The sequence below is a fragment of the Pseudomonas serbiensis genome, from assembly GCF_030580745.1.
Classification (GTDB): domain Bacteria; phylum Pseudomonadota; class Gammaproteobacteria; order Pseudomonadales; family Pseudomonadaceae; genus Aquipseudomonas; species Aquipseudomonas serbiensis.
Map to the genome: position 1 here is coordinate 108,308 of NZ_JAUQOO010000005.1, position 22,669 is coordinate 130,976.

15 protein-coding genes (1 of these 15 only partly in view) are annotated in these 22,669 nt (G+C 54.1%); 2 read left to right on the forward strand and 13 right to left on the reverse strand.

What is annotated here, in order from left to right; translation table 11 throughout:
• Positions 1-8,313 carry the 5' portion of a non-ribosomal peptide synthetase gene (locus tag Q6A51_RS08625; RefSeq protein WP_304574562.1) on the reverse strand. It extends 1,185 nt beyond the left edge of the window, so the window shows 8,313 of its 9,498 coding nt (coding positions 1-8,313); its start codon is at positions 8,311-8,313; the stop codon falls past the left edge of the window.
• 349 nt (positions 8,314-8,662) lie between these two features.
• Here Q6A51_RS08625 and Q6A51_RS08630 point away from each other — a divergent pair, with 349 nt between their 5' ends.
• Positions 8,663-9,457 (forward strand): helix-turn-helix transcriptional regulator, encoded by a 795-nt coding sequence (locus tag Q6A51_RS08630; RefSeq protein ID WP_201017066.1) that lies wholly within the window; start codon positions 8,663-8,665, stop codon positions 9,455-9,457.
• Positions 9,458-9,645: 188 nt separating this feature from the next.
• Here Q6A51_RS08630 and dapF read toward each other — a convergent pair whose 3' ends face one another.
• The 11 genes from dapF to Q6A51_RS08685 all read right to left on the reverse strand — a co-directional run bounded on the left by dapF (position 9,646) and on the right by Q6A51_RS08685 (position 20,888).
• The gene (gene dapF, locus Q6A51_RS08635) at positions 9,646-10,443 is read right to left on the reverse strand and encodes a diaminopimelate epimerase (RefSeq protein ID WP_304574563.1); all 798 of its coding nucleotides are present in this window, start codon (positions 10,441-10,443) and stop codon (positions 9,646-9,648) included.
• A 72-nt stretch (positions 10,444-10,515) separates the two neighbouring features.
• Positions 10,516-11,721: an MFS transporter gene (locus tag Q6A51_RS08640; protein WP_304574564.1), complete on the reverse strand. Its 1,206-nt coding sequence runs from the start codon at positions 11,719-11,721 to the stop codon at positions 10,516-10,518.
• A 37-nt stretch (positions 11,722-11,758) separates the two neighbouring features.
• Positions 11,759-11,989: a phosphopantetheine-binding protein gene (locus Q6A51_RS08645; RefSeq protein WP_304574565.1), complete on the reverse strand. Its 231-nt coding sequence runs from the start codon at positions 11,987-11,989 to the stop codon at positions 11,759-11,761.
• The gene (locus Q6A51_RS08650) at positions 11,986-13,539 is read right to left on the reverse strand and encodes an amino acid adenylation domain-containing protein (RefSeq protein WP_304574566.1); all 1,554 of its coding nucleotides are present in this window, start codon (positions 13,537-13,539) and stop codon (positions 11,986-11,988) included. Before Q6A51_RS08650 ends, Q6A51_RS08645 begins: the two co-directional genes overlap by 4 nt.
• Entirely contained in the window at positions 13,536-14,459 is a 924-nt protein-coding gene (locus tag Q6A51_RS08655; protein WP_304574567.1) for a beta-ketoacyl-[acyl-carrier-protein] synthase family protein, read from the reverse strand. Before Q6A51_RS08655 ends, Q6A51_RS08650 begins: the two co-directional genes overlap by 4 nt.
• The gene (locus Q6A51_RS08660; protein WP_304574568.1) at positions 14,456-15,700 is read right to left on the reverse strand and encodes a pyridoxal phosphate-dependent aminotransferase; all 1,245 of its coding nucleotides are present in this window, start codon (positions 15,698-15,700) and stop codon (positions 14,456-14,458) included. The genes Q6A51_RS08655 and Q6A51_RS08660 overlap by 4 nt, the downstream gene beginning before the upstream one ends.
• Positions 15,684-17,024 (reverse strand): hypothetical protein, encoded by a 1,341-nt coding sequence (locus tag Q6A51_RS08665; protein ID WP_304574569.1) that lies wholly within the window; start codon positions 17,022-17,024, stop codon positions 15,684-15,686. Before Q6A51_RS08665 ends, Q6A51_RS08660 begins: the two co-directional genes overlap by 17 nt.
• A 5-nt stretch (positions 17,025-17,029) precedes the next feature.
• Positions 17,030-18,184: a chorismate transformation enzyme, FkbO/Hyg5 family gene (locus tag Q6A51_RS08670; RefSeq protein WP_304574570.1), complete on the reverse strand. Its 1,155-nt coding sequence runs from the start codon at positions 18,182-18,184 to the stop codon at positions 17,030-17,032.
• A gap of 58 nt (positions 18,185-18,242) precedes the next feature.
• Positions 18,243-19,178: a chlorinating enzyme gene (locus Q6A51_RS08675; protein ID WP_304574571.1), complete on the reverse strand. Its 936-nt coding sequence runs from the start codon at positions 19,176-19,178 to the stop codon at positions 18,243-18,245.
• A gap of 11 nt (positions 19,179-19,189) precedes the next feature.
• A complete protein-coding gene (locus Q6A51_RS08680) occupies positions 19,190-19,444 on the reverse strand; it encodes an acyl carrier protein (protein ID WP_304574572.1) in 255 nt (84 codons plus the stop codon).
• Between the two features lie 19 nt (positions 19,445-19,463).
• A complete protein-coding gene (locus tag Q6A51_RS08685; protein WP_304574573.1) occupies positions 19,464-20,888 on the reverse strand; it encodes a coproporphyrinogen-III oxidase family protein in 1,425 nt (474 codons plus the stop codon).
• Positions 20,889-21,325: 437 nt separating this feature from the next.
• On the opposite strand from Q6A51_RS08685, the gene Q6A51_RS08690 reads away from it, so the two are divergent.
• On the forward strand, positions 21,326-22,255 hold the full coding sequence (locus Q6A51_RS08690) for a LysR family transcriptional regulator (RefSeq protein WP_304574574.1): 930 nt from the start codon (positions 21,326-21,328) through the stop codon (positions 22,253-22,255).
• 80 nt (positions 22,256-22,335) lie between these two features.
• On the opposite strand, the gene Q6A51_RS08695 is transcribed toward Q6A51_RS08690, so the two are convergent.
• Complete coding sequence (locus tag Q6A51_RS08695; protein ID WP_304574575.1) at positions 22,336-22,665, reverse strand: hypothetical protein; 330 nt, start codon at positions 22,663-22,665, stop codon at positions 22,336-22,338.
• Positions 22,666-22,669: the final 4 nt, after the last annotated feature.

A 22,669-nucleotide genomic window follows, 5' to 3' on the forward strand; every position in this document is an offset into this window, starting at 1 on the left:
CTTGTGCAGCAGCGCCGTCTCGGGTTTCAACGGAATAACCTGCGAACTCCAGTGAACCAGGTTACCCACGCTGCGGTGCTCGACCATCACACCCTTCGGCGTACCGGTGGAACCGGAGGTGTAGATCACATAGGCCAGGTGGTCCGGGTTCATGCCGACGATTTGCGGATTGTCGATGCTCTGGGCACCCCAGATGTTGTTGTCGAGGTCGACACGCAACGTACGCTCTTCGTCCAGCAGCTTGCGGGTGGCAGTCTGGACCAGTACCACGGCCGGCGAGCTGTCTTCGAGCATGTAATGAATGCGCTCACGCGGATAGCTCGGGTCCAGCGGCACATAGGCGGCACCGGTCTTGAGGATGGCCAGCAGACCAACCACCATGGATACGCCACGTTCAAGACAGATGGCTACTCGATCATCGGTTTTCACACCCAGGCTGATCAGGTGGTGCGCCAGGCGGTTGGCTTGTTCGTTGAGCGCCTGATAGCTCAGTTGTACGCCTTCGCCACGCAGCGCAATGGCCTGTGGTTTGCGGACAACCTGGCTCTCGAACAGACCGTGAAGGGTATGCTCCAGATCGTAGTCGACCTCAGTCTGGTTGAAGTCGACCACCAGACGCTGACGCTCCTCGGCGTCCAGTACCGACAGGTGTTGCAATGGCAGATCAGGCTGAGACTCAAGGGCCTCGACCACACCGGTCAATGCCTGCTGCACGTAGCCGCAGATACGGCGGGCACCCACGTCAGGCGTGACAGTGACCGACAGACGCAGGCTGTCGCCCAGGTCGTCGACGTTGAGGCTCAACGGATAGTTGGTGTTTTTCTCGCTGGCCAGGATTTCCAGGCCGCGCCACGCTTCGCGCTGGGCATCCTGTTTAGCCTGACCGGCGCTATGGCGGTAGTTGAGAATCGCGCTGAACAGCGGCAATGGCGCAGCAACACCGCTCCAGCGCTGGGCCTGAGCCAGGGAAGCGTGCTCATGCCCCAGCAATGCGGCAAGACGGGCGTGAGTGTCACGCGCCCCTTCACTCACGCCGATATCGGCCAGATCGATCCGCAACGGCAAGGTATTGATGAACATGCCCATGCCACGGTCGGCACCGGCACCGCCTTGCAGACGACCGAGCAGCACAGTGCCGAACACCACACGGTCCTTGCCCGTAGCGGTGGCCAGCACCCGGCCCCAGGCCAGGTGGAACAGGCTGGCGACGCTGACGCCCATCTGCCGGGCCTGATTGCGCAGGCGCAGGGTCAGATCATCGGGCAGTGTCTGTTGAGCTTCTTCGATGGAGCTGCCATCACCTTGAACATCGTGCAGGCCGAACGGCAGGGTCGGCTCGTCGATATCGCCCAGTTGCCCGCGGAAATACGCTTCGTGCTCCGCTTCGCTGACACCCAGGCGCGCCTGGGCCACATAGTTGCGGTACGGCACCGAAGGCTCGGCGGGTTGTGGCTCGCCGCGCAGATGGGCAAGAATTTCCTCGCGCATCACTTGCAAGGCCGTGGCATCGACCACGATGTGATGGAACAACAGCGTGGCCTGCAAACGCGAGCTGGCCGGGTCGTGGCTGTAGACCAGACGGATCAGCGGGGCCTGACTGAGGTCGATCCGTGCCGAGCTGTCCTGGGTTTCGATCTGCGCCAGAGGCACTTCATCGACCGGCAGATCGGCATGACGCCAGACCACCTGCTGCGGCACCTCCAGCCCTTCCCAGACAATCGCGGTACGCAGGCTGTCGTGACGGGCAATGACCTTGCGCAGGCCATCGGCAACTGTCTGCAGGCGTTCCAGACTGTCAAAGCTGATGCGCAATTGCAGCAAGTAGGGATCGCCCTGATCGGCGGTCAGGTAGTGATAGAGAATGCCTTCCTGCAACGGTGCCAGCGGGTAGATTTCCTGCACGTTGGCAGCACCACCGGGAACGGTTTCGACAATGCGGTCGATGGTCGGCTGATCCAGACGCGACAGGCTCAGCATGTCCGGCGTGATTCGTGTGGCGCCTGCCGGTACCAGATTGGCCGGTACAGTGATTTCGCGGCCATTGCCAACCGAAGCTGCCAATGCGGCCACAGTTGGCTGGCCCAGCAAGACACGCACATCGGCACTCAGACCGGCGTTGCGCATGCGCTCCACCAGGCTGACCGCCAGCAATGAATGGCCGCCCAGTTCAAAGAAGTTATCGTGACGCCCTACCCGGTCGACACCCAGCACCTGGGCCCAGAGTTCGGCAATCGCGACTTCCACTTCGCCTTGCGGCGCTTCGTAGGCCTTTGCAGCCAGATCGGCATGGTCCGGGTCTGGCAGAGCACGGCGGTCGAGCTTGCCGTGGCTGGTCAGTGGCAAGGCTTCCAGCCGTATAAAGGCCAGCGGCACCATGTAGCCAGGCAGACTGGCCTGCAAGGCCTGACGCAGTGCGTCCGTCTCCACCGGTGAGGTTTCGGTGAACCACGCCAGCAGACGCTCACCGCGCACCAGGACCACAGAATCTTTCACGCCTGGCTGAGCAGCAAGAACCGCTTCGATCTCACCCAGCTCGATGCGCATGCCGCGAATCTTCACCTGATCGTCGTTGCGGCCCAGGTAGTCCAGAGTGCCGTTGGCATTCCAGCGCACCAGGTCACCACTGCGATACATGCGGGCATGGGCCGCGTCGCTGAACGGGTCGGCGATAAAGCGCTCTTCGGTCAGGTCAGGCCGGTTCAGGTAGCCACGGGCAACGCCCGAACCACCGATGTAAAGCTCGCCGCTCACGCCCACCGGCACTGGCTGAAGCTGTTCATCCAGCACATAAATGCTGGTATTGGAGATCGGGCCGCCGATGTGCAGCGACTCGCCCACCCGTACCTGACCCGAAGTGGCAACCACGGTGGTTTCGGTCGGGCCGTAGTTGTTGATCACGGCGAAACCCGGATCGCGGTCGAACTGACGCAGGCGGTCGCCACCAATCAGCAAGGTGCGCAGGGTCTGGTGCTGACGGGGACGGCGGAAAGCCTGCTCGGCCACAGGAGTCGGCAGGAAGCCCACTTGCAGCGGTTGCTCCAGCCACCAGTCGAGCAGTTCATCCACATGCTCGTTGCCGACATGAGCCGGTGGCAGGTGCAGCACGGCACCGACACAGAGCGCAGGCCAGATTTCCCAGACCATGGCGTCGAAGCCGAAACCGGCAACGCTGGCGGTATGGCTGCCTGCATTCAGGTTGAAGGCCTGGCAATGCCAGTGAACCAGGTTGTTCAAGGTGCGGTGCTCGACCATCACGCCTTTGGGCTGCCCGGTTGAGCCAGAGGTATAGATCACGTAGGCCAGGTTTGCATCGCTCAGCCCCACCACTTGCGGGTTGTTGCGGAACTCCTGATCCCTGGCTCCCTGGCCCAGATCCACTTGCGCGACCTCACCGACCAGATCACGGGTCGAAGCATCGACCAGTACCACTCGTGGCGCGCTGTCTTCCAGCAGGTAGCTGATGCGCTCGGCAGGGTAAGCCGGGTCAACCGGCACATAGGCGGCACCGGCCTTGAGAATGGCCAGCAGACCGACCAGACGATCAGGGCTGCGGCGCAGGCACAGGGCGACACGCTCGTCCGGCTTCACGCCAAGCCCGATCAGATGATGGGCCAGGCTGTTGGCGCGACGGTTGAGTTCGGCGTAGCTCAAGACTTCATCGCCCTGAACCACGGCAGGCGCGTCCGGCCTGTTGAAGGCCTGAGCTTCAACCAGTGCATGCACGGTCAGGCCTTGCGGGAAGTCTTGCGCGCTGGCATTGAAGTCGACCAGCAGTTTGCGACGCTCCTCGCTCTCAAGGATCGACAGCGTATCCAGCGGCACTGGCGATGCCTGCTCCAGAGCCTGAACCAGTTGCTCCACCGTGTTATGCATCCAGCCGACCACGCGCTCGGCACCAATGCCTTCCAGCGCCAGCACATGCAGGTCGAAACTGTCGCCCATGTCGTCGACGCTCAAGGTCAGCGGGTAGTTGCTGCGTACGTCACCGCCGAGCACGCGCACGCCCTGCCATGCACCTTCGCCGTCGAGGGGCTTCACGTTGGCGCTGTGACGGTAGTTGAGCAAGGCGCTGAACAGCGGAGAGCCCGCCGCAACGCCACTGCAACGCTGGGCAAGAACCAGCGAGGCATGTTCGTGGGCGAGCAAGGCAGACAGGCGCGAATGCACGCTCTTCAAGGCTTCGCCCGCACCCGTGGCTGTATCGACACGCAACGGCAAGGTGTTGATGAATACGCCGAGCGCCCGATCGGCGCCCTCACCGCTCTGCATGCGGCCCAGCAATACAGTGCCGAATACCACATCGCGACGGTTGGCGAGCACACTCAGGACTCGCGCCCAGGCCAGGTGCATCAGGCTGGCGGCGCTGACGCCCTGTTGGCGAGCCTGCTCGCGCAGACGCAGGGAAAGAGCATTGTCGAGTACCAGACGGGACTCTTCGATGCCGCTGCCGTCGGTGCGCACGTCCTGCAAGCCGAAAGGCAGAGTCGGCTCTTCGATATCACCGAGCATTTCGCTGAAAAATGCCTCGTGCCGGGTGTCGTCACTGCCGATGCGCACCTGAGCCACATAGTTGCGGTAAGGCACTGGCGGTGCCATATCCGCCAACTGACCGGATAGCAGTGCCTGCATCTCGTTGCTGACCACTTCCATCGCAGCGTTGTCCAGCACCAGATGGTGGAACAACAGGATCGCCACGACCTGGTTATTGACCGGATCATGGGCATGGACCAGACGCATCAGCGGTGCCTGGGACAGTTCCAGGCGATGGTGACGGGCGTCGAATTGCTGCTGCAGACGTTCAATGATGCTGACGTCTGTGGCCGGGGTATCGAAGCTGACCGGCTGCACTGTCAGTTCAGCCTTGCGCCAGACCACTTGCTGCGGGCTTTCCAGTCCTTCCCAGACCACGGATGTGCGCAGGATATCGTGGCGATCAATCACTTGCTGCAAAGCGCCGGCCCAGGCTTGCAAGCGATCCAGGCTGTCGAAAGCCAGACGCCATTGCAACAGATACGGGTCGCCCTGTTCGGCAGTGATGTGGTGATAAAGAATGCCTTCCTGCAAAGGCGCGAGCGGGTAGATTTCCTGCACGTTGGCGGCGCCACCTGGCACGGTGGCGACAATCCGGTCGATAGCCGACTGGTCAAGATCGGTCAGGCTCAACAGCTCTGGCGTGATCTGCGTGCAACCTTCCGGAACAAGGTTGTCCGGCACCGTAATCGCTTGTTGTTGATTGCTGTCGGCTGCCGCCAGGGCCGCAATGGTCGGCTGGGCCAGCAAGACATGCACATCGGCCTTGAGCCCGGCCTTGCGCAGGCGATCCACCAGAGTGATGGCCAGCAGCGAATGGCCGCCCAGCTCGAAGAAGTTATCATGACGCCCTACTCGCTCCACCTCCAGAACCTGCGCCCAGATGTCGGCCATGGCGACTTCGACTGCACCTACCGGCGCCTCGTAGGCCTGACCGAGCAAGGCCGCAGGATCGGGGTCCGGCAAGGCGCGGCGGTCGAGCTTGCCGTTGCTGGTCAGTGGCAAGGCTGCCAGATAAGTGAAGGCGCGAGGCACCATGTAACCCGGCAAGCGGGCACGCAAGGCCTGACGCAATGCTTCGGGGTCCACTGGCGACGCTTCGGTGAACCAGGCCAGCAGTTGCTGATCGCGCACCAGCACCACGGCGTCTTTTATACCAGGCTGACTGGCCAGAACCGCTTCGATTTCGCCCAGTTCGATACGCATGCCGCGAATCTTCACCTGATCGTCGTTGCGGCCCTGATAGTCCAGAGTGCCGTCGCTGTTCCAGCGCACCAGGTCGCCGCTGCGGTACATGCGCGCATGGGCAACGTGGCTGAACGGGTCGGCGATAAAGCGTTCCTCGGTCATTTCAGGACGGTTCAGGTAACCCCGGGCAACACCTGCGCCGCCGATGTACAGCTCACCGGTCACGCCTATTGGTACCTGCTGCAAGCGCTCATCCAGCACATAAGTACGGGTATTGGCGATTGGGCCGCCGATGTGCAGTGTTTCACCGACCAGTACCCGGCCGGAAGTGGCAACCACGGTGGTTTCAGTCGGGCCATAGTTGTTGATCACGGCGAAACCCGGATCGCGATTGAATTGACGCAGGCGGTCGCCGCCGATCAACAGGGTGCGCAGAGTCGGATGATCTTCGTTCTGGCTGAAGGCGTATTCGGCAATGGGTGTAGGCAGGAAGCTGACGTCCAGCGGCTGGGCGCGCCACCATTGCAGCAAGGCGTCGATGTCTTCGCCTCCATCCTGATTGGGAGCCACGTGCAAGGTCGCACCGGAGCACAGCGTCGGCCAGATTTCCCAGGCCATGGCATCGAAACCGAAACCGGCCAGACTGGAAGCGTGTCCGCCCTCACCCAGCGAGAAAGCCTCGCAGTGCCAGTCCACCAGATGAGAGAGCGTACGATGCTCCACCATGACCCCTTTCGGCTGGCCGGTGGAACCCGAGGTGTAGATCACATAGACCAGATTGTCGCTGCTCAGGTTGGCGATCCGCGGGTTGGCGTGGGCGCCATGGCCCCAGTCGCTACCATCCAGCTCGATCAGCGGCAGGCTCAGTACTGGCAGGCGGTCGAGCAGATTCGATTGGGTCAGCACCACCACCGGCTGGCTGTCGCTCAACAGGTAGGACAGGCGCTCGCGTGGATGCGCCGGGTCGACGGGGACATAGGCGGCGCCGGCCTTGAGAATCGCCAGCATGCCCACCAACGTTTCCAGACCGCGACGGGCAACCACCGCGACACGATCATCCGGGCGCACGCCCAGTTCGATCAGGCGGTGGGCCAGGCCATTGGCCTTGCGGTTGAGCTGAGCGTAAGTCAGGTGTTGTCCCTGATGGACCGCTGCCACTGCATCCGGACGAGTCCGGGCCTGATTTTCAATGCGCTTGTGGATCAGTTTCTCGCTGCTGGACACCGCATCGGTAGCATTCCAGCGCTGTAATTGCTGGTGTTCGCCAGGCGTCAGCAGGTCAAAATCCTCGACCCGCAACTCAGGGTTTTCCAGGGCCTGCTCCAGCACCTGCAACAGACGACCGGCGATAGCCTCGGCCTCTTCTGCATCAAACCAGGCACGGTGATAGACCAGGTGCAGCCAGGCGTTGTCATTGAAGCGGTTGGTGCGCAGATGTATGGCCAGTGGCGTCGTTTCGTAGCCATTCGAGACTTTTACCGTCTGTGCCTGAGCCTCGCCATAGCGATATTCATGATCTTCCTGCTCGTAGGATACCGAGACCTCGAACAACTGACCCCGCTCCTCGCGAGCGACACCCAGGTTGCGATTCAGCTCGCTCAGAGGGAAACGCTGGTGGCGGAAGTCGCGCTTGAGCGTGTCACGCACCTCGTTGACCAGCCCGCCGAAGCTCAACTGTTCGTCAAAGGTCATGCACACTGCGCTGACCTGAGCGAAGTGGCCCATGGTCGCCTTGAAACGTGCCCCGATGCGGTTGAGCAATGGCAGGCCGACAACCCAGTCCTTGCGCTGTGCGGTACGGGTGAAATAGACATGCAAGGCCGCCAGCAGCACATGGAACGCCGAAGATCCGTTGCTTTCGGCGAACTGCTTCATGCGTGTGTGCAGCGTCTCTGGAAAGTTCTGCACCCAGGTATGGGACGGTGCAGGGTCGGTTGCCCGGCGGTTGTGGTAGCGCGATACCAGCAGCGGTTCCGGCAGGTTGCTGTACTTTTCCAGCCAGTAGGCCTTGTCTCGCTCGTAGCGTGGCGAGTCGTGGTAACGCGCGTCTTCCTGAATGAAATCGCGGTAGTCCGGGCCGTTGAAATCAAGGCTGCTGCCTTCAGCCAGTGCGGTGTAATGCTCGCCCAGGGACTTGATCATCTGCCCGAAGCCCCAGCCATCGATAATCAGGTGATGAACTACGCTGATCATCCAGTGGTGGTCTTCCCCCAGGCGCACAAGGCAGAACCTGAACAGTGGACTGCCATCCAGCGTGCAGGGGCGCTGCATATACTCAAGGGTCAGCGCGTGTGCCGCGCTTACAGGGTCTGGCTGGTCGCTCAAATCATGCAAGGGCATCGGCACAGGCATCGATTCGGCATAGGTCTGCAACGGCAGGCCATCTGCCGAGGCTCCCGGCAGCAACACGGTGCGCATTCCCTCGTGGGATGCAACCAGATGTTCAAGAGCGCGCTGATACGTCACCGGATCCAGGGGACCGGTAAGGTTCAGGTATCCGCCGATGTTGTAGAGGGGGGAATCACCGCGGCTGATCTGGTCAAGCCAGACATCACGTTGGGCGGCGGTCAGGGGGAAAACATCGGCGGCAGACATGGTCCAGGTCCTTCCAGGCAGTTAAGCCGCGGATTCAAGCACCGCCCTGCCGAACCTGTATGTCCCCAAAAACCCCTACAATGGCCTAGAGCCACCATACAAAAAAACCTTGACAGCCGTTTCAGCCCTATAAAGTAGTAGCCTCGACCGCTCGTCACAAAATGCAATGACCGCCCTTGTAAAATAAAGTTCACAGCTATTAATTGGCTTGTCCCGGTTTTCCACTACAGACACAAAACAGCGCCTTGGGTTGAATACCGGCATTACCAGCGTCATTATTCAGGCGTCAACATAAGGTGTCGGCCACTGGAACACCCTTAGTACAGTCAGAATCAGGGAAGATAGAAGTATGAAACTGACAACCAGTCATGAGCACAACCATGACCCGCGTTTTTATCAGCAACTGGGTCAACTGATTTCCAGCACCGGCAACAGTGCCTTTGCCAGGCAGATGCTACAGCTTGTCGATGCCTTGGTGCCCATTCACGGACTCGATCTCTGCGAATGGACCCTGAACGCGCCGCAGCAAAGCATCAGCCAGATCAACCGTCTCGGCAATGCAGGCCTGCAACATGATTTTCCTGTAACCGATAGCCGACACCACCCACTCCTGCAAAGCATCCTGAAGATGGAGGCACCCTTGCTTATCCAGCTCAAGGTGCCCTCGAACAAACAGAACCCACAGAACATCACCCACCAGTGCAACCTGGTCTCAAGCAATGGCGATCAGCGCTGGGTGATCTGCTTCTATCGCCTGCCAACCTTGCGACCGTTTTCCCTGTCCGAGCTTTCGCTGCTCAAGAGCCTTTCGGAAACCCTGTTGCCACTGGTCGAGCATCATAGCCAACTCCTCGCCCAGCCAGTCGTCCGTGGAGCAAGCACGGCACGCATCGAACCCGAGCAAGAAGCAGAAGCCGCATCCATGCACCAGGCCTTCAGCGGCCGACTTGCACAGGATGCGATCAACCTGTCAGCACGCGAGCAGGAAGTCTGCCTGGGCCTGCTGACCGGCGGCACCGTGCCAGAAATGGCACAGCGACTGCGAGTCAAGGCCAGTTCGGTGGAAACCTATCTCAAACGCGCCACCGTGAAGCTGGGCATCAGTGGGCGACATGGCCTGGCAAGGTGGATGGCGGGTGCCTGAAGGTTCAGTGATCGACACAATAATGCTCTCGCGGGACTTCAAGGTACCTGTGCCAAAGGCATGACCGTAGTGTATCGGTCATGCAACAAGCCAATCACAGCCATCTCTCCGCCCTGTGCATGGGAAAGCAAGAACAGAATCGGTCGCACCCCAGCAGATACGCTCGGGGTGCCTGTCCTTGATCCTGCTCAAACAAGGCATTCAGTATCCAGTGAATAGCTTCCAACCTTGCATACCGGACCTTGCATCAGTACCTCGTAATCATCGTCGAGTTCTATTGTGATCACACCTCCAGGCATCCTGACAGCAATCTTCGCATCGACCAGACCAAGTCTGCGTGATACCGCAGCAGCGGCACAGCTACTCGTACCTGAAGACAAGGTATAACCCACTCCCCGCTCCCAGATATGCATTTCAATATTTTGCCGGTCAATGACCCGTACAAACTGAACATTGGTACGGTTCGGGAAAATAGAAAGATGCTCGATAATCGGCCCTAAGTTCCTTGCCAGAGTTTCCGTCGGTTGCGTGACAAAGATCACGCAATGAGGGTTGCCCATGGATACCGGATTCAACTGGAACTCGGTATCGTCAATAACTATCGTAGACTCGACATTATCCGGAAAGCGGGCTTGCCCCATGGCAATAGAGATAGATTTGCCTTGAGCAAGCACCTGACAGTTGACCACACCTCCTTTTGTAGACAATTGGAAAGGCGTGTCTGCGACAATGCCTTGATCCCAAAGGTAACGACAAAAAATACGCAGGCCATTACCACTTTTTTCGGCCTGAGAACCATCCGTATTGTAGATACACAATGACAGCATTTCACCTGCATCAAGCAGAGGAACCAATATACCGTCACTGCCCAGGCCACGATGACGATCACAAATTATGGAAATGTCATGTTCGGAAAAGCGAAAAGGCGCTGCTGCCTGATAGACAAGATAATCATTTCCCGCAGCGTGGTATTTGACGAACTGCATAATCAGAAATCCGAAAGGTTGAAAAATAATGATTGAGTAGCCAATGCGCCACAAAACATAACACAGCCGCGACTACACGGACGAAGACACAGGAGAATACAGGTCAAGGCGTGGTCGCAAGGCACACAGAACACCACCTGAAAGAATACAGGCAGCCAGTGAATAGCAAAGACCGCTGGCACCGAAGTTAGAGAGCATCACACCGCACCATACGGGACTGATCGCCGCCCCAAGGTTAGCCAGGTTGTGAGCAGCGAAATAGCTGCCCTTTAACTCCAGAGGGCTGATCGAGTCGATATACAAATACTCCGAAGGCTGTATGAAAATCTCCCCCAATGTGAAGATAACCATCGAAAGGCACCAGACAAACAGGTGATCCGCCACTGAAAAACCAATCAACCCAATGGCAAATAACAACGCTCCCGAGAACACGGCCTTGTTCAGCGAAGCTGTATGTATATAACGGCTGGCGATTTTTTGCAGAAGAATAACGACAAGTGCATTGGTGAGCAGCAGGACAGAAAGAATTTCCATACCTTGCGCAGCAGGGTATTTATGTAATAACAATAGAGACAGAAACAAGGTAAAACGACCATGAACAATGGTGTTGAAGAAGGAGCCTACGGTATACAAAACCAGATTACGATCTTTTCCGAGCACTTTGAATACTTGGGAAAATGATGGATATTCAGGACTCTGCGAGCGTGCAGGCTGGTACCTGGCCAGAAAACTGAAAACAAAAATAGCTGCGAGGCTTGTTCCTGCGGCTACAAGCAATGCCAAGGCAAGGGAATGCTCAGCCAGTTGAATACTCAACAACGGCCCTATAGCAAAGGCTACGTTTGTCAATACATACCGATAGGAAAACGCAGAGACCCGTCTATGGGCCTCCAGATAATCAGCAAGTAATGTCTTGAGACCTATACTGAAAAACGCTGCAGCGAATTCCATGAAAACAAGAAGAGCACCAACCAGCATCACTACCTGCGCAAAGTGCAAGAGCCCCACCGAAACGCCCATAACCAGCAAAGCACCCATGACCAGATGCAGTCGATTGTACCTATCAAAGAGCAGTCCAGCCGGCAACGATAGAAAAGTGGCAATCAGTATCGCGCTCCCTAGCAGTGCACCCGACTGCCAGCTGTTCAAGCCATATTGCGTAGTGAGCAGCAGTACCATCAACGGACTGGCAATTCCCTTGCAAAGATCGTACAGCAGCGAGCCAAACAATAATTTCCGAAGTGGTGAAAACAGGCCAGACAGTGAAGCAGCAGACATGGGGGGCATCCAGATCCATTGAATGTAATATTCTTACCTACCGACCATCACTACACAGGGCCTGGAGAGTGGCAAACGTAAACTCATGCGGCTTTGACAGAGTATCGTAATCGAAGACAATCCCGAACTCGTCTTGAAGGTGGGTAATCAACACGATCATCCCCATGGAGTTGATGCCTTGAGTCTGCAGGGCTGAGGACGGCTCTAGAGGCTTGCCCAGTTCCGGGAACAAACGATACAACAGGGCAGAGAGGTCTTCTGTACTCATGGCAAATTACCTTTGAAGGAAGCCTGCATGGCCAGCTCCTGACGATCGACCTTGCCATTATGTGTAACCGGGAAATTGTCGACCCGCGTGAAACGTGAAGGAATGGTCGCGCGATTGATGCGGTTTGCGCAAGCGTCTGTAATTGACCCCACATCCAGTTGTTCGTCAGAGATCAGAAAAGCATGCAATTGATCACCAGTCTTTCCTGCTTGCTTGATGACAACTGCATCTCTGACCCCTGGACAACTGCGCAAGGCCAGTTCAATCTCTTCAAGCTCAATACGCACTCCATTGATTTTTATCTGATTGTCTTTACGCCCCAGAAACAGGACCTCACCAGAAGGCAGTAACCTGGCCTGATCACCGCTCAGATAAAACCGCACAGGTCCAACCTCTTTCACCTCAAGTGTCTGAAACTTCTGGGCTGTCAGTGACTCATTGTTCACATAGCCATTCCCTACACAAATGCCGCCAATAATCAATTCACCGGCCTCTCCCTGCGCAACAGACTGGATATCATCATTGACAATCGCAACATGTGTCCCGGCAATTGGCTTACCGATAGGAATCACAGCCTGCTCGTAACCTCTCGGTGGGTTGAACACCAAAGTACCGATGGTCGCCTCCGTCGGACCATAGCCGTTGTAGATGCGACACTCAGGCAGGCGTTCATGAAGCGCGGAAACAAGATCGACCCCCCAAGGTTCACCACAACAAACAATATGTCGCAGACGATGGCAGGTCTGGATCGACGAACTCGACAATAGATGTTTGAGTTGGCTGGGCACCATGATAAGCATGGTGATAGCAAAACGGCTAATGCACTCTGAAAGATAGTTGGGAAAATTGACCAACCCAGGATCCGGCACAAATACAGTCCCTCCTGAAAAGAAAGGAAGCACAGCTTCTTGTATTGAAGGATCAAAGGAAAAAGGCGTCTTCAGCGCGGTCACATCTTGATCATTCAGGGAGTAATAGTCGCGCGCCCATTGCAACCTGTTCAGGAATCCTTTTCTCGTGATACTGACCCCCTTCGGCACTCCGGTTGTGCCGGAAGTAAATATTATATAAGCAGTGGCATCAGACGAAGGTTCTGGAAAAAGACCGAACGTTTTCGGCATCACGTCACATGCAAACAACTCGGCAAGCGTGCAGCATTTTGCTGCAACATCCGGGATTGGCATATCGGTGACAAGGAGCGTAGGCCGGGCAATGTCACAAATCTGTTGTTTACGCTCAACAGGAAGAGTTGTCGCTATCGGCAGGTAAACCAAACCCGCCAGCAGGACTCCCAAGACGATGAGTGGATAGCGCAATTGCAGTTCCAGATGGACACCAATAACGTCACCGGGGCGCAATCCGACTTCAAGAAAGCAAGTATGCAGTTTGAGCAGTTCTCCCCTGATATCGAGATAGGATAAGTGCTGCTGAGCATTGAACACTGCCGTAGCTGCACCTTGCTTTTCGATGATCCTCTCAATGTGCTCCACGAGCGAAAAGTCCACTGGATAGGCTTGCCCACCAAAGATTGTTGTCAATGGCTCACTCATGGTGACACTTCCCTGTATGCGGATTTGCGGATCAGGCCGATGCCCTGATGAAGATCCGCATATCCCAGTAATAGATAGTATTCATCCGTGCACGCCTGAACGGCCGCGATCTCCTCAATCGCCATGAAGTAGTCACTGGCAAAGCAATGCGCCATCAGAGTCGATTGGCCGAAAAACCGCAAGGACGTCGCCAGCCCCAGACTGTTCATGAGCATATTGACGACAGGCAGATAAAAGTTCGGAGTTATCACCTTGGCGAGATCAGAGTATTGCAGGCCATGTTTGTCCAGCATCCGTATCAATTGATTACTGATTGCAGGCAGGTCACCCCGAAAAAAAGAAGCATTTCCCGTTGAGCGCCCAAATCCGCAAAAAGTGTCCAGCAGTACGAGTGAAGAAGGCTCTGTGCTCGTCAGAATCGCTGCACTGGCTGCATCGCTGAACATGCAGTTCTTGTCGAAACGTTTAGTCTCATCGGCCGACACATCAGCGGCGACCAGCAATACCTTTTGCGCCTTCGACGACTCGATCATCGCACTCGCCAGTTGTAAGCCGTTAAACAGGCTGTTGCACCCGCTCAGGGTCAAGCCAGTCACTGGGACATTACCAATGGCACAACGGTTCATCATTTCATCCAGTCGATCATTGCCCTGCATGAAATCACCGGAAAAACGACTGGAGCACACAATCAGATGATCCACATCCTGCGCTGCCGATGACTCGAACAGAACTTTTTCTATCACATGTTCAGCCAGACTCAGAGCATCGCCAGAAGTACGATGGAGGTTATGCCAGCCCATCATGTGCGGCATATCAGGCAGTCCGTACTCTCGGCGCCTCTGCTCAAAGTCCTTAACTTCACTGTGTGGGAATCGCTGCTCGCCAAGAAAGCTGTTCACATTATGGATAAACACTTTCATGGTGTAGCGCCCTTGGAGAAGATAAAGCGCACACTGGATAGCTGCCGTCGTAACTGATCAAATATAACGTTCGCATCACCTTTGAATGCTACAGAAAATCGAACATGACTTCTGCCTGAAATCTGATAGGGAATGGTCAGAATGCCCAGCTCGCTAGCAAGGTATTGTGAAAATTCCTTGGAACTGGAGAACGCTGTACCGCCAAACACTCCTGAAGGACATTGCACGTAAACAAAAAATGCACCATTGGAATTCGCGATGTTAAAACCCTGCTCCGTAAGGATACTAACCAATATATCCCTCCGTTCGGCGACACACGCAGATACTTCCTCCATGATCTGCTGATCACCGATTACCTGGGTCACCGCGTCCAACAGGACCTTGGGTTGTCCGCTCTCCTGAAGCAAAGCCAGAATACGCAAGGGCTCTATGATTTCCGGTGTCGCCAGGATAAAACCAAGGCGCCAACCAGGAATCTGCAGGGACTTGGACAACGAATGCACTTCAATGCAATGTCCTGCAGCGCGCTTATCGCGAAATAAACTCCCACGAGGGTGAGTTTCTGTCAGCAGGTCCGAGTAAGCCGCATCATTGATCAGCAGAATACCGTGAGAGATGCATATCTCCAGCAACAGGTCCCACTCTTGTTGGGAGGCGATTTTTCCTGTTGGGTTGTTTGGATAGTTCACCACCAAGATCTTCGCCTCTCTCAGTAGCGCGCGATCCAGACCCTCAAGATCAGGCATGAAGTCGTTTTCCGGCAACAGAGGCAGCTCAATGACCTTGCCGCCCAAACGCTGAGCCATGATGGAAAAAATCGGATAGGCAGGAGTCGTTACCAATATCACATCACCTGGATTGATCAATGCCAGACAAAGGAGATTAAGCGCCGACTTTGCGCCACTGGTTGGCAGTACCTGCAGAAACAGATCTGCTCCGGCATAGCGGGTCGCACGCTTTAAGCAGGCAGCCTCATACTCTGGATGGCCGTAGACATAACCATGGTGATCCTGACTGACTGCCAGCGCAGACAAGCTACTGGATAACTTATCCGCGAGCGGCAAAAAGGCATCGGCGACACCAAAGTCAAGAAAAGACTGGCCACTCGATGACGACTTAAATGTACGAACCCAACTAAAGAAGTCGTCACTGTCTGGGGACAGCTTGGTAGTGCGATAAAAATCATTAAATCCAATCGATTGCATATTTATGCCCGATAAAATTTCAATAGTGCTCATCATTAAGATTGGTCAGGTGTGCTGTGCCTGAAAACAAACCATGATAGCTATAACCGCTTAAATGACTCAGCACACCACTTTCCATGTCATAAATATAAATAAGCTCATTGGACACCAACAGGACATACCGCCCATTATCCGATGTTTCTATCCAGATCGGCATATGCCCGAGCAAGGTGCAAAAATGCAGGCCCGATGACGCAATAGATTGATGATCAAAGAGCTCAACATTCCTGAGCAATTGCAGAGATTCCTCACGGAGGATGTGAAACTTGTTGGGATAGGCACTGAGCACAATGTAGTTTTCATCACGGTAGCTGAATAACTTGTGACTGGTCAGACGGTACAGCCCTTCTGGACGATAACGACTGGAAAATTTTAACTCTCCTGCGTGGATCGCTCCGCTCAGTAGCGTTGCCTCACCATGCAATATCAGTTTGCCATGCGCCTTGGACAGATTGTGGCACGACAAATAGAAGTGCTCGGGATTCGCTCGCGAAAACTCGATATGCCCAGGAGTACTGGCATGAACTTCTTTAGCAGCAGTTACACCGGATACCTTGTCGACAAGGTAGATCCTGTTGACAGGCAGCCCGGCAGTTTCGTACTCATGCCATAGGGAGGAATCTGCAAATGGATCGGCGTCTACCACCGGCGCTGCAAGTTTCGCGGCCAGACAGAACTCTGTAAGTACGATGTAACGTGGGTCAGGACTCTGTTTAACCTCGTGAATGGCCTCAAGCGTTTGCAATGATGCCAGTTTTTTCGGATATTTCCAGGAGGTATCCACGGCATACAACTCTGTGTCCAGTTCAAGTGTCCCTTTACTGTAGGCACGCATGCGCTGCACCATATCTGTCATCGTGTATAAATAGTTTCCAGTTACACGATCCAGCGAGTTCTGCGCAGACATCATTCTGGGAATGAACCCATCCTGCTCCGACACATGTCCTACCTGACGCTGTGAGAAGTCGATCTCTCGTGCATAACTGCAGTTATGCATCCCGACTACAATTCGACCGTCCTCCAGCTCCAGCGCCTCATGCGGCTGAACAAAACTATACGCAACAGCCTCACTGGAATGGCAAGCATATGGAAAATGACGAGGAGCCAGATGTTGCTCTATAAAACGTGTAAAGGACGAAACATAGCTATCAACACGAATGATACAACTCTTGATCGTCCTCTGTGAAAAGTCGATCAGATAATAACACTCTGTGTTCTCCCTGAGCCCACCGATGAATATCCTTCCGCTCAGATCGAACGGGATAAACCAGTCTGCTGGAAAAGGTTTCTCGAAAAATGTTGCATTATCTGTAATGGCCATTGCAGTCATCCTGGCATAACAGCTGTCGCTTCGATCTCGACAAGCAGTTCACTGCGGCAGACATCGGCTTCGACGTAAGTAGCAATTGCACGCTCAGGCAGCCTCGATTCACATATATCCCTGACGGCAGCAAAGTCATCCCGGTGTTTGAGATATACGGTGTAGCAGACAATGCTATCAAGTCCGGTTGTGACGGGGTAACTGTCGTAGTCAGACAGTAAACGAGCACATAGAAGGTTTGATATGTTGTCGATCGTTTGTCTGGTTTGCTGCTCAATGCTGGATAGATGAATACTCTTTACGCCGATGATACTGGCCGTTCCTGACACAAATACCATCGCCTCTGCCGCACCAAGAATCGCTACGGCACGCGAGAACAGTGGCGCAACCAGACTTTCTTCTTTAGGGTAATGAAATGCACTTGTTTGTCGCCTGTTTTCCAGGGCAACAGCGCGATACTCATTCGTAGCATTGATCCGGCAGGACAAAAACCCCAGGTTTATCGACGAGCCTTGGGTACCGATTCCCGTGCTGGCGGGGAATCTCGACTTTCCCTCTCCAGCCCCCAGCCTTAGTTCACGAAATACATCTTTACGAGCAGCATTTACGATCTGATACCGGGTTTCATCGTGAGGGCCATGAGTGATGCTGCCAATATAAATCCAGGTCCTGAGCAAATCATCTACCGAATGTCCCCGCTCTTTACTGTCAGCCAGACAGCCGTAGAATTGGCGGGTATAGGATGTGAGGAGATGTGTGTCACTCACATCATAAAGATTGCTAGCCGAAAAATGCCATTCCAGGCCATTAGTTTTACTTTCTGATACCTTGGAAGTAGTGGAGGATGGCTCGATTCGCCATGCACTGATCTGTACCTGACCAAGCAGCGGCGGCTGGATAACAACTTCAGTGCGTGACACGAGCGTGGCAAAATCACTTGCCAACTGCCCATTGATTTCATTGAGCTGCCTTTGATCGCTGACAGCAACAAATAAACGAAGCACACCATCTCCCGCATGACCGGAACCAGAGAGTGTCACAAGCTCTGATAAACAGACACTAAAATGTTCTGGTGTACATTGTGTTCCCAGAAACTGATGGCGCGTCCCGGCAAAAGTCAGCGAGAGAGAATCACGCCATGAAGGAATGAGACTTTTCATTAATCATCTCCATATCGCTATTATGCAAATATGATCAACCAGCTTAAAACAACCAGCCTTAAGGAATTCGCTTGAATTGTTTACCACGGGTGGTCTGTGAACGAACGCGGTTATGGCCAAATCGGTCCTCACCACTTACAATAACGGTGCCATAACCTTCCAGGCTTACTGTCCTGCCGAACTCGCTCAAAGTGTCAGCATCCGGATAGACTTTCACTGATGTCGGCACATACCGTGTTGCGTAGCCCAGACGTGGTGTCGTGGTTTTGCCAAGGTGCGGAAGAGATCCATGTAACAATGTAGACCAGAATATAATGAACTCCCCCTTTTTCATGGTGAAGTAAATAGCTTTCGACTCATCCGGACTCCAGTCAGGATCAACCTGAAGATCCCGATAGTCATACCCGTAAAAACCTCGGCGAACATTGTTCTTCGTCAGTCCGAACTTGTCTTCAGCATAGATTGCCGATTTGGTTTCATCGTAAAAGCGCGTGTGTTGCGTGCCCGGAATAATCCCCATGGGCCCCATGTCTAGGGTTACATCGGACAATGCTGTCCAGACAGTGATGGTGCCGCCTTCAGCGGCCCCCTCAGGCCAGCGAAGAGCATCCTTGCCGCCGTTAAGCCCCGCAAAGGTATCGCCCTGGTGCCAGTCAGTGCCCTCATCTCCCGGATATTTCGGGAAGAACTCGGAACGCCAGCACGCCACATCCTTGCCCAGCAGGCCCTGAAGCTTTTTGACGATCGCCGGATGACAGACATGGTCTGCCAACTCGTCAATATCCAGATGGCGGTCATAGCTTGAAATGGGGTCCTTGGCGTTCTCGACCTTACCGAAAACAGACATTGAGTAGTCGAAAGTCTTCAGTCGGGCGCGGCGCCAAAGGCTATCGACCTCATCTTCTGAGTAAGCCCGATAAGGGCCGAGATAGCCACTGTCCTTGAAACGTTCCACTTCTTCGTCGCTCAGTTGCAGAGTCATATCGTTGATCATCTTCGACATCCTTATCCGTTCTTCTGTAGATTGATCTTTTTATTAAGTGACGTGACGATGGCATCTATAGATGCCCCCTCAGCGAGAATCTCCAGGCTGACGCCCAGATTGAAAATCTTATTCAACTCATCAATGAGAATCGCCATCTGCAAAGAATTGACCCCCTGCTCGAACAAGTCGCTCCCTTTATCGAAATTATCTTTTTCGGTAATACCAAAAAGAATTCCATTTATTTCCTGAGTCATCTGCAGAGTTGTAACATGCATGACCTTTCTGTTCCCTCGATTAAATATTGACTGCAAGGATGTTTTTTTCGGACCTGAGCACGCCGTTGACAAATGCTTGCGTCAGATCATCAATAAGCCAATGTATGAGTGATTCCCCTGCTTGCGTAAAGACAAGCCACTCGGCTTCATCAATAGCTAAACCTGCTTTTTTCCAGAAGCCGATCAACGATTCCACCGCCGAACGATTAGATCCGCTTTGCGAGAGTAGAAACTCTCGTTTCACCCTGCTGAAAACCCGGATATAACGCATAAACTTGACCATGAAACGTTCTTGTTCATTGAACAATGTACCGCTGGCAAGTGGCAGTCGACCGCTGCGTATACTTTCCATCCAGTCCTTGAGTGACTCACTGTTCTGGATCCAGTGGGCTGCGGCGGTTGAAAAAGCTCCCATCCCCAAACCAAAGTACGGTACGACACTGCTCCAGCTATCGATCATTTTCTCCCAGGAACTGATAGCCATTGTCTGCTTGCTCTTCACAAACCAGCCTAACGGGGTTTCGCTATAACCGCAGGACTCCAGATAAACCTTGCCAAGGAAGTACATTTTTCTTGCATTAAACTCTTCAATGCTGGACCAAGGCTCTTGCTGTGCAAGTCGATAACTCTTGGTACCTGGGAACAACTCGTTTCTATAGAAAGTAATGGACGGAACATTCAACCTGACTAGGTCCACCAAGGTACAATATACAGATTCAGGCGATTGCCCTGGCATCCCGTAGAGCACATCGGTATTGACCAGTTCAACGTGATCAAGAGTTGCAGATATTCTGTCGAGCAATTTATCTCTTGGCAGGATCCGCCCTTCACGCTGACGTAACTCTGTGTCAGTCGACTGGACTCCAAGACTGATCCGGTTGACACGCGAACTCAGTATTTTCAGTTTTGAATCAGTGAGCGTGGCTGGACTGCCTTCCAACGTTATAACTGCGTTGCCGGCAAGATTAGTACGCTGCAAAGTGCCATCAACAAAAGATGCCAGCAGTTCGTTATCAAGAATTGATGGCGTACCACCACCAAAATACAAACTTCCTGCTGGCACCTTGCTCAGGCCTATATCGTTGTAAAGATCCAGTTCCTGAAGAATGACCTCGATGTACTCGCGTTTTTCTTCCGCTCTCGGGCTTCTGGAATAGGCCAAATCACAAAACGAGCAACTTTGAATACACCAAGGCACGCCCAGGTAGAGTGCTGTCCGCTTTGCAGATAGCAACTCCTCAGACACCGCCAGCGGTGCCTTTGCCTCGACAGGATTAGCCGCCGCGCTTCGCGTAGCCATTTGTCGAAGATTGTCGAAACGATGACTGAAAGCATTCCGGCCCACCCAGAAGTGCGCTGGAATATTTTGATAAGCATCGCTCATCCGCCCCGTGGCTTCCTCCATTAACTCTGTAAACAGCGAACTATCAGGCGTGGCGTACATACGACCTCCCTAGTATTTTATTAACCCAAAATCCTTGGGCAGATCTTCAGCACAACGTCTGGAGCGGTGCGATATTCAAATATTAAACATGCAACTGTCAATCTATATCAAAAATGAATAACCCCTTTAAATTTTGATATCAAAAAGAAACCATGCCTCCTTTGTCCGACAGTGCATCCTGCCAAAAAGACCAGTAAAGCGAACTAAAATCCAGGAAGACTATTCAGCAAAAACTCTTTAACTTCACACAGAGGAGAGAAACCTCAAGAGAACAGTCACCGCACAGGTTTTCATTCTGGAAAACACACCTAACCCTATGGACAGCGCTATGAATTAACACTCCGCGATTGAGCCCCTGTCACTTTCGGATGTTTTGTTATCAATAAAAACACCAGGTTCCGAACAAAACCGAACCAACTCGCATGTACGGATGAAAAATGAGTTTTACATTCAGGCACATTGAAATATTTAAAGCCATCATGGTTACAGGCACTGTTACCGGCGCATCACTCGCACTGGAAACATCGCAACCCACTGTCAGTAGAGAGCTTTCCAAGTTTGAAGAAAGCGTCGGTATGCGTTTGTTCGAGCGCTCGAAAGGACGCCTGAAACCGACGGCACAAGGCATGGCTCTGCATTCTGAAATATTGAAGACCTATGAAGGATTGGCGCGTATCAACGCTGCAATTCAATCAATCAAACTGGGGGTGCGGGAGAAAGTGAACATCATCAGTCTGCCTGTTCTTTCACAAACTATTTTACCCGCAAGCCTGGCCCGCTTTATCGAATGCTACCCTGATATAAACCTGAGTCTGACCACCCACGACTCTCCGGATATTGAGCCATTACTTTCCAGTCAAGCCTATGACGTCGGCCTGATCGAAGGAATGGTTGCGCCGATGGGTACCACCCTCGAGCATCTGATGGATGTGAATGAGGTGTGCATTCTTCCTCCGGGCCATCCGCTATCAACAGAGCCAGTAATTGATCCTCGATTATTGAGCAGCTACCCCTTTGTACATCTGGCTCCCAACGATCCCTATCGCCATCAACTGGACAGTGTATTTGCCAAGCTGGGTGTCTTTCGTGCCAGTATTATCGAGGTAGACAATGCCGCAGTCATCTGCCAAATGGTACTGAACGGCATCGGAATTTCCATCATCAATCCATTGGTGGCCAACACTTACCTTTCACAAGGTTTGGTTATCAGACCTCTTTCTATATCGGTCCCGTTTAGTATCAGTATCGTCCGGCCTCAACAACCGGGCGCTTCGTTGATTGTCGACCATCTTGTCGACTGCATACGCATTACATCGAATGAACTAAGCGCCCTCGTACAACCCCGGAACACTTCATCCATCCCATGAAGCTGGGCCAGCCTTGGAGTTGCATTCATGCGCCAGGGTTGGCCAACCTGAGAGGGTCAAATCTGTACGGCCCCCTGAACTCACTCAGAGTGCGCTACCCCTCCTGCAAATTGTTTATAACCATACACCCCCACCACTGTTGCCCCACCAACACCTGAGCAACAGAGCACGCCCTCAAGCAACACCACCACCCCGCCAAAAACCATAAACCCGATTGAAATCAGCCTGTTAAGTTCTGGCACAGGACTTGCGACCTGAGCGACGCAGCTCTGATCACGGAGCTTCATCACAAAGGAATCGAACATGAGCGGACTCTTGAAGGTCATCGCTGTTTCAGGCGGGACCTGTTGCCCTTTTATCCTGACTGCCAATACGGTGCTGCCAGACAACTGGCTTGAGCCGATCTGCATGAGG

Bases quoted from the DNA above. Each gene is read 5' to 3' on its own strand.
- Q6A51_RS08690 (WP_304574574.1), top strand. From the start codon at position 21,326: ATGAGTTTTACATTCAGGCACATTGAAATATTTAAAGCCATCATGGTT.
- Q6A51_RS08665 (WP_304574569.1), bottom strand. From the start codon at position 17,024: ATGGCCATTACAGATAATGCAACATTTTTCGAGAAACCTTTTCCAGCA.
- Q6A51_RS08650 (WP_304574566.1), bottom strand. From the start codon at position 13,539: ATGAGTGAGCCATTGACAACAATCTTTGGTGGGCAAGCCTATCCAGTG.
- Q6A51_RS08645 (WP_304574565.1), bottom strand. From the start codon at position 11,989: ATGAGTACAGAAGACCTCTCTGCCCTGTTGTATCGTTTGTTCCCGGAA.
- Q6A51_RS08685 (WP_304574573.1), bottom strand. From the start codon at position 20,888: ATGTACGCCACGCCTGATAGTTCGCTGTTTACAGAGTTAATGGAGGAA.
- Q6A51_RS08695 (WP_304574575.1), bottom strand. From the start codon at position 22,665: ATGCAGATCGGCTCAAGCCAGTTGTCTGGCAGCACCGTATTGGCAGTC.
- Q6A51_RS08670 (WP_304574570.1), bottom strand. From the start codon at position 18,184: ATGAAAAGTCTCATTCCTTCATGGCGTGATTCTCTCTCGCTGACTTTT.
- dapF (WP_304574563.1), bottom strand. From the start codon at position 10,443: ATGCAGTTCGTCAAATACCACGCTGCGGGAAATGATTATCTTGTCTAT.
- Q6A51_RS08675 (WP_304574571.1), bottom strand. From the start codon at position 19,178: ATGATCAACGATATGACTCTGCAACTGAGCGACGAAGAAGTGGAACGT.
- Q6A51_RS08680 (WP_304574572.1), bottom strand. From the start codon at position 19,444: ATGCATGTTACAACTCTGCAGATGACTCAGGAAATAAATGGAATTCTT.
- Q6A51_RS08660 (WP_304574568.1), bottom strand. From the start codon at position 15,700: ATGATGAGCACTATTGAAATTTTATCGGGCATAAATATGCAATCGATT.
- Q6A51_RS08630 (WP_201017066.1), top strand. From the start codon at position 8,663: ATGAAACTGACAACCAGTCATGAGCACAACCATGACCCGCGTTTTTAT.
- Q6A51_RS08640 (WP_304574564.1), bottom strand. From the start codon at position 11,721: ATGTCTGCTGCTTCACTGTCTGGCCTGTTTTCACCACTTCGGAAATTA.
- Q6A51_RS08655 (WP_304574567.1), bottom strand. From the start codon at position 14,459: ATGAAAGTGTTTATCCATAATGTGAACAGCTTTCTTGGCGAGCAGCGA.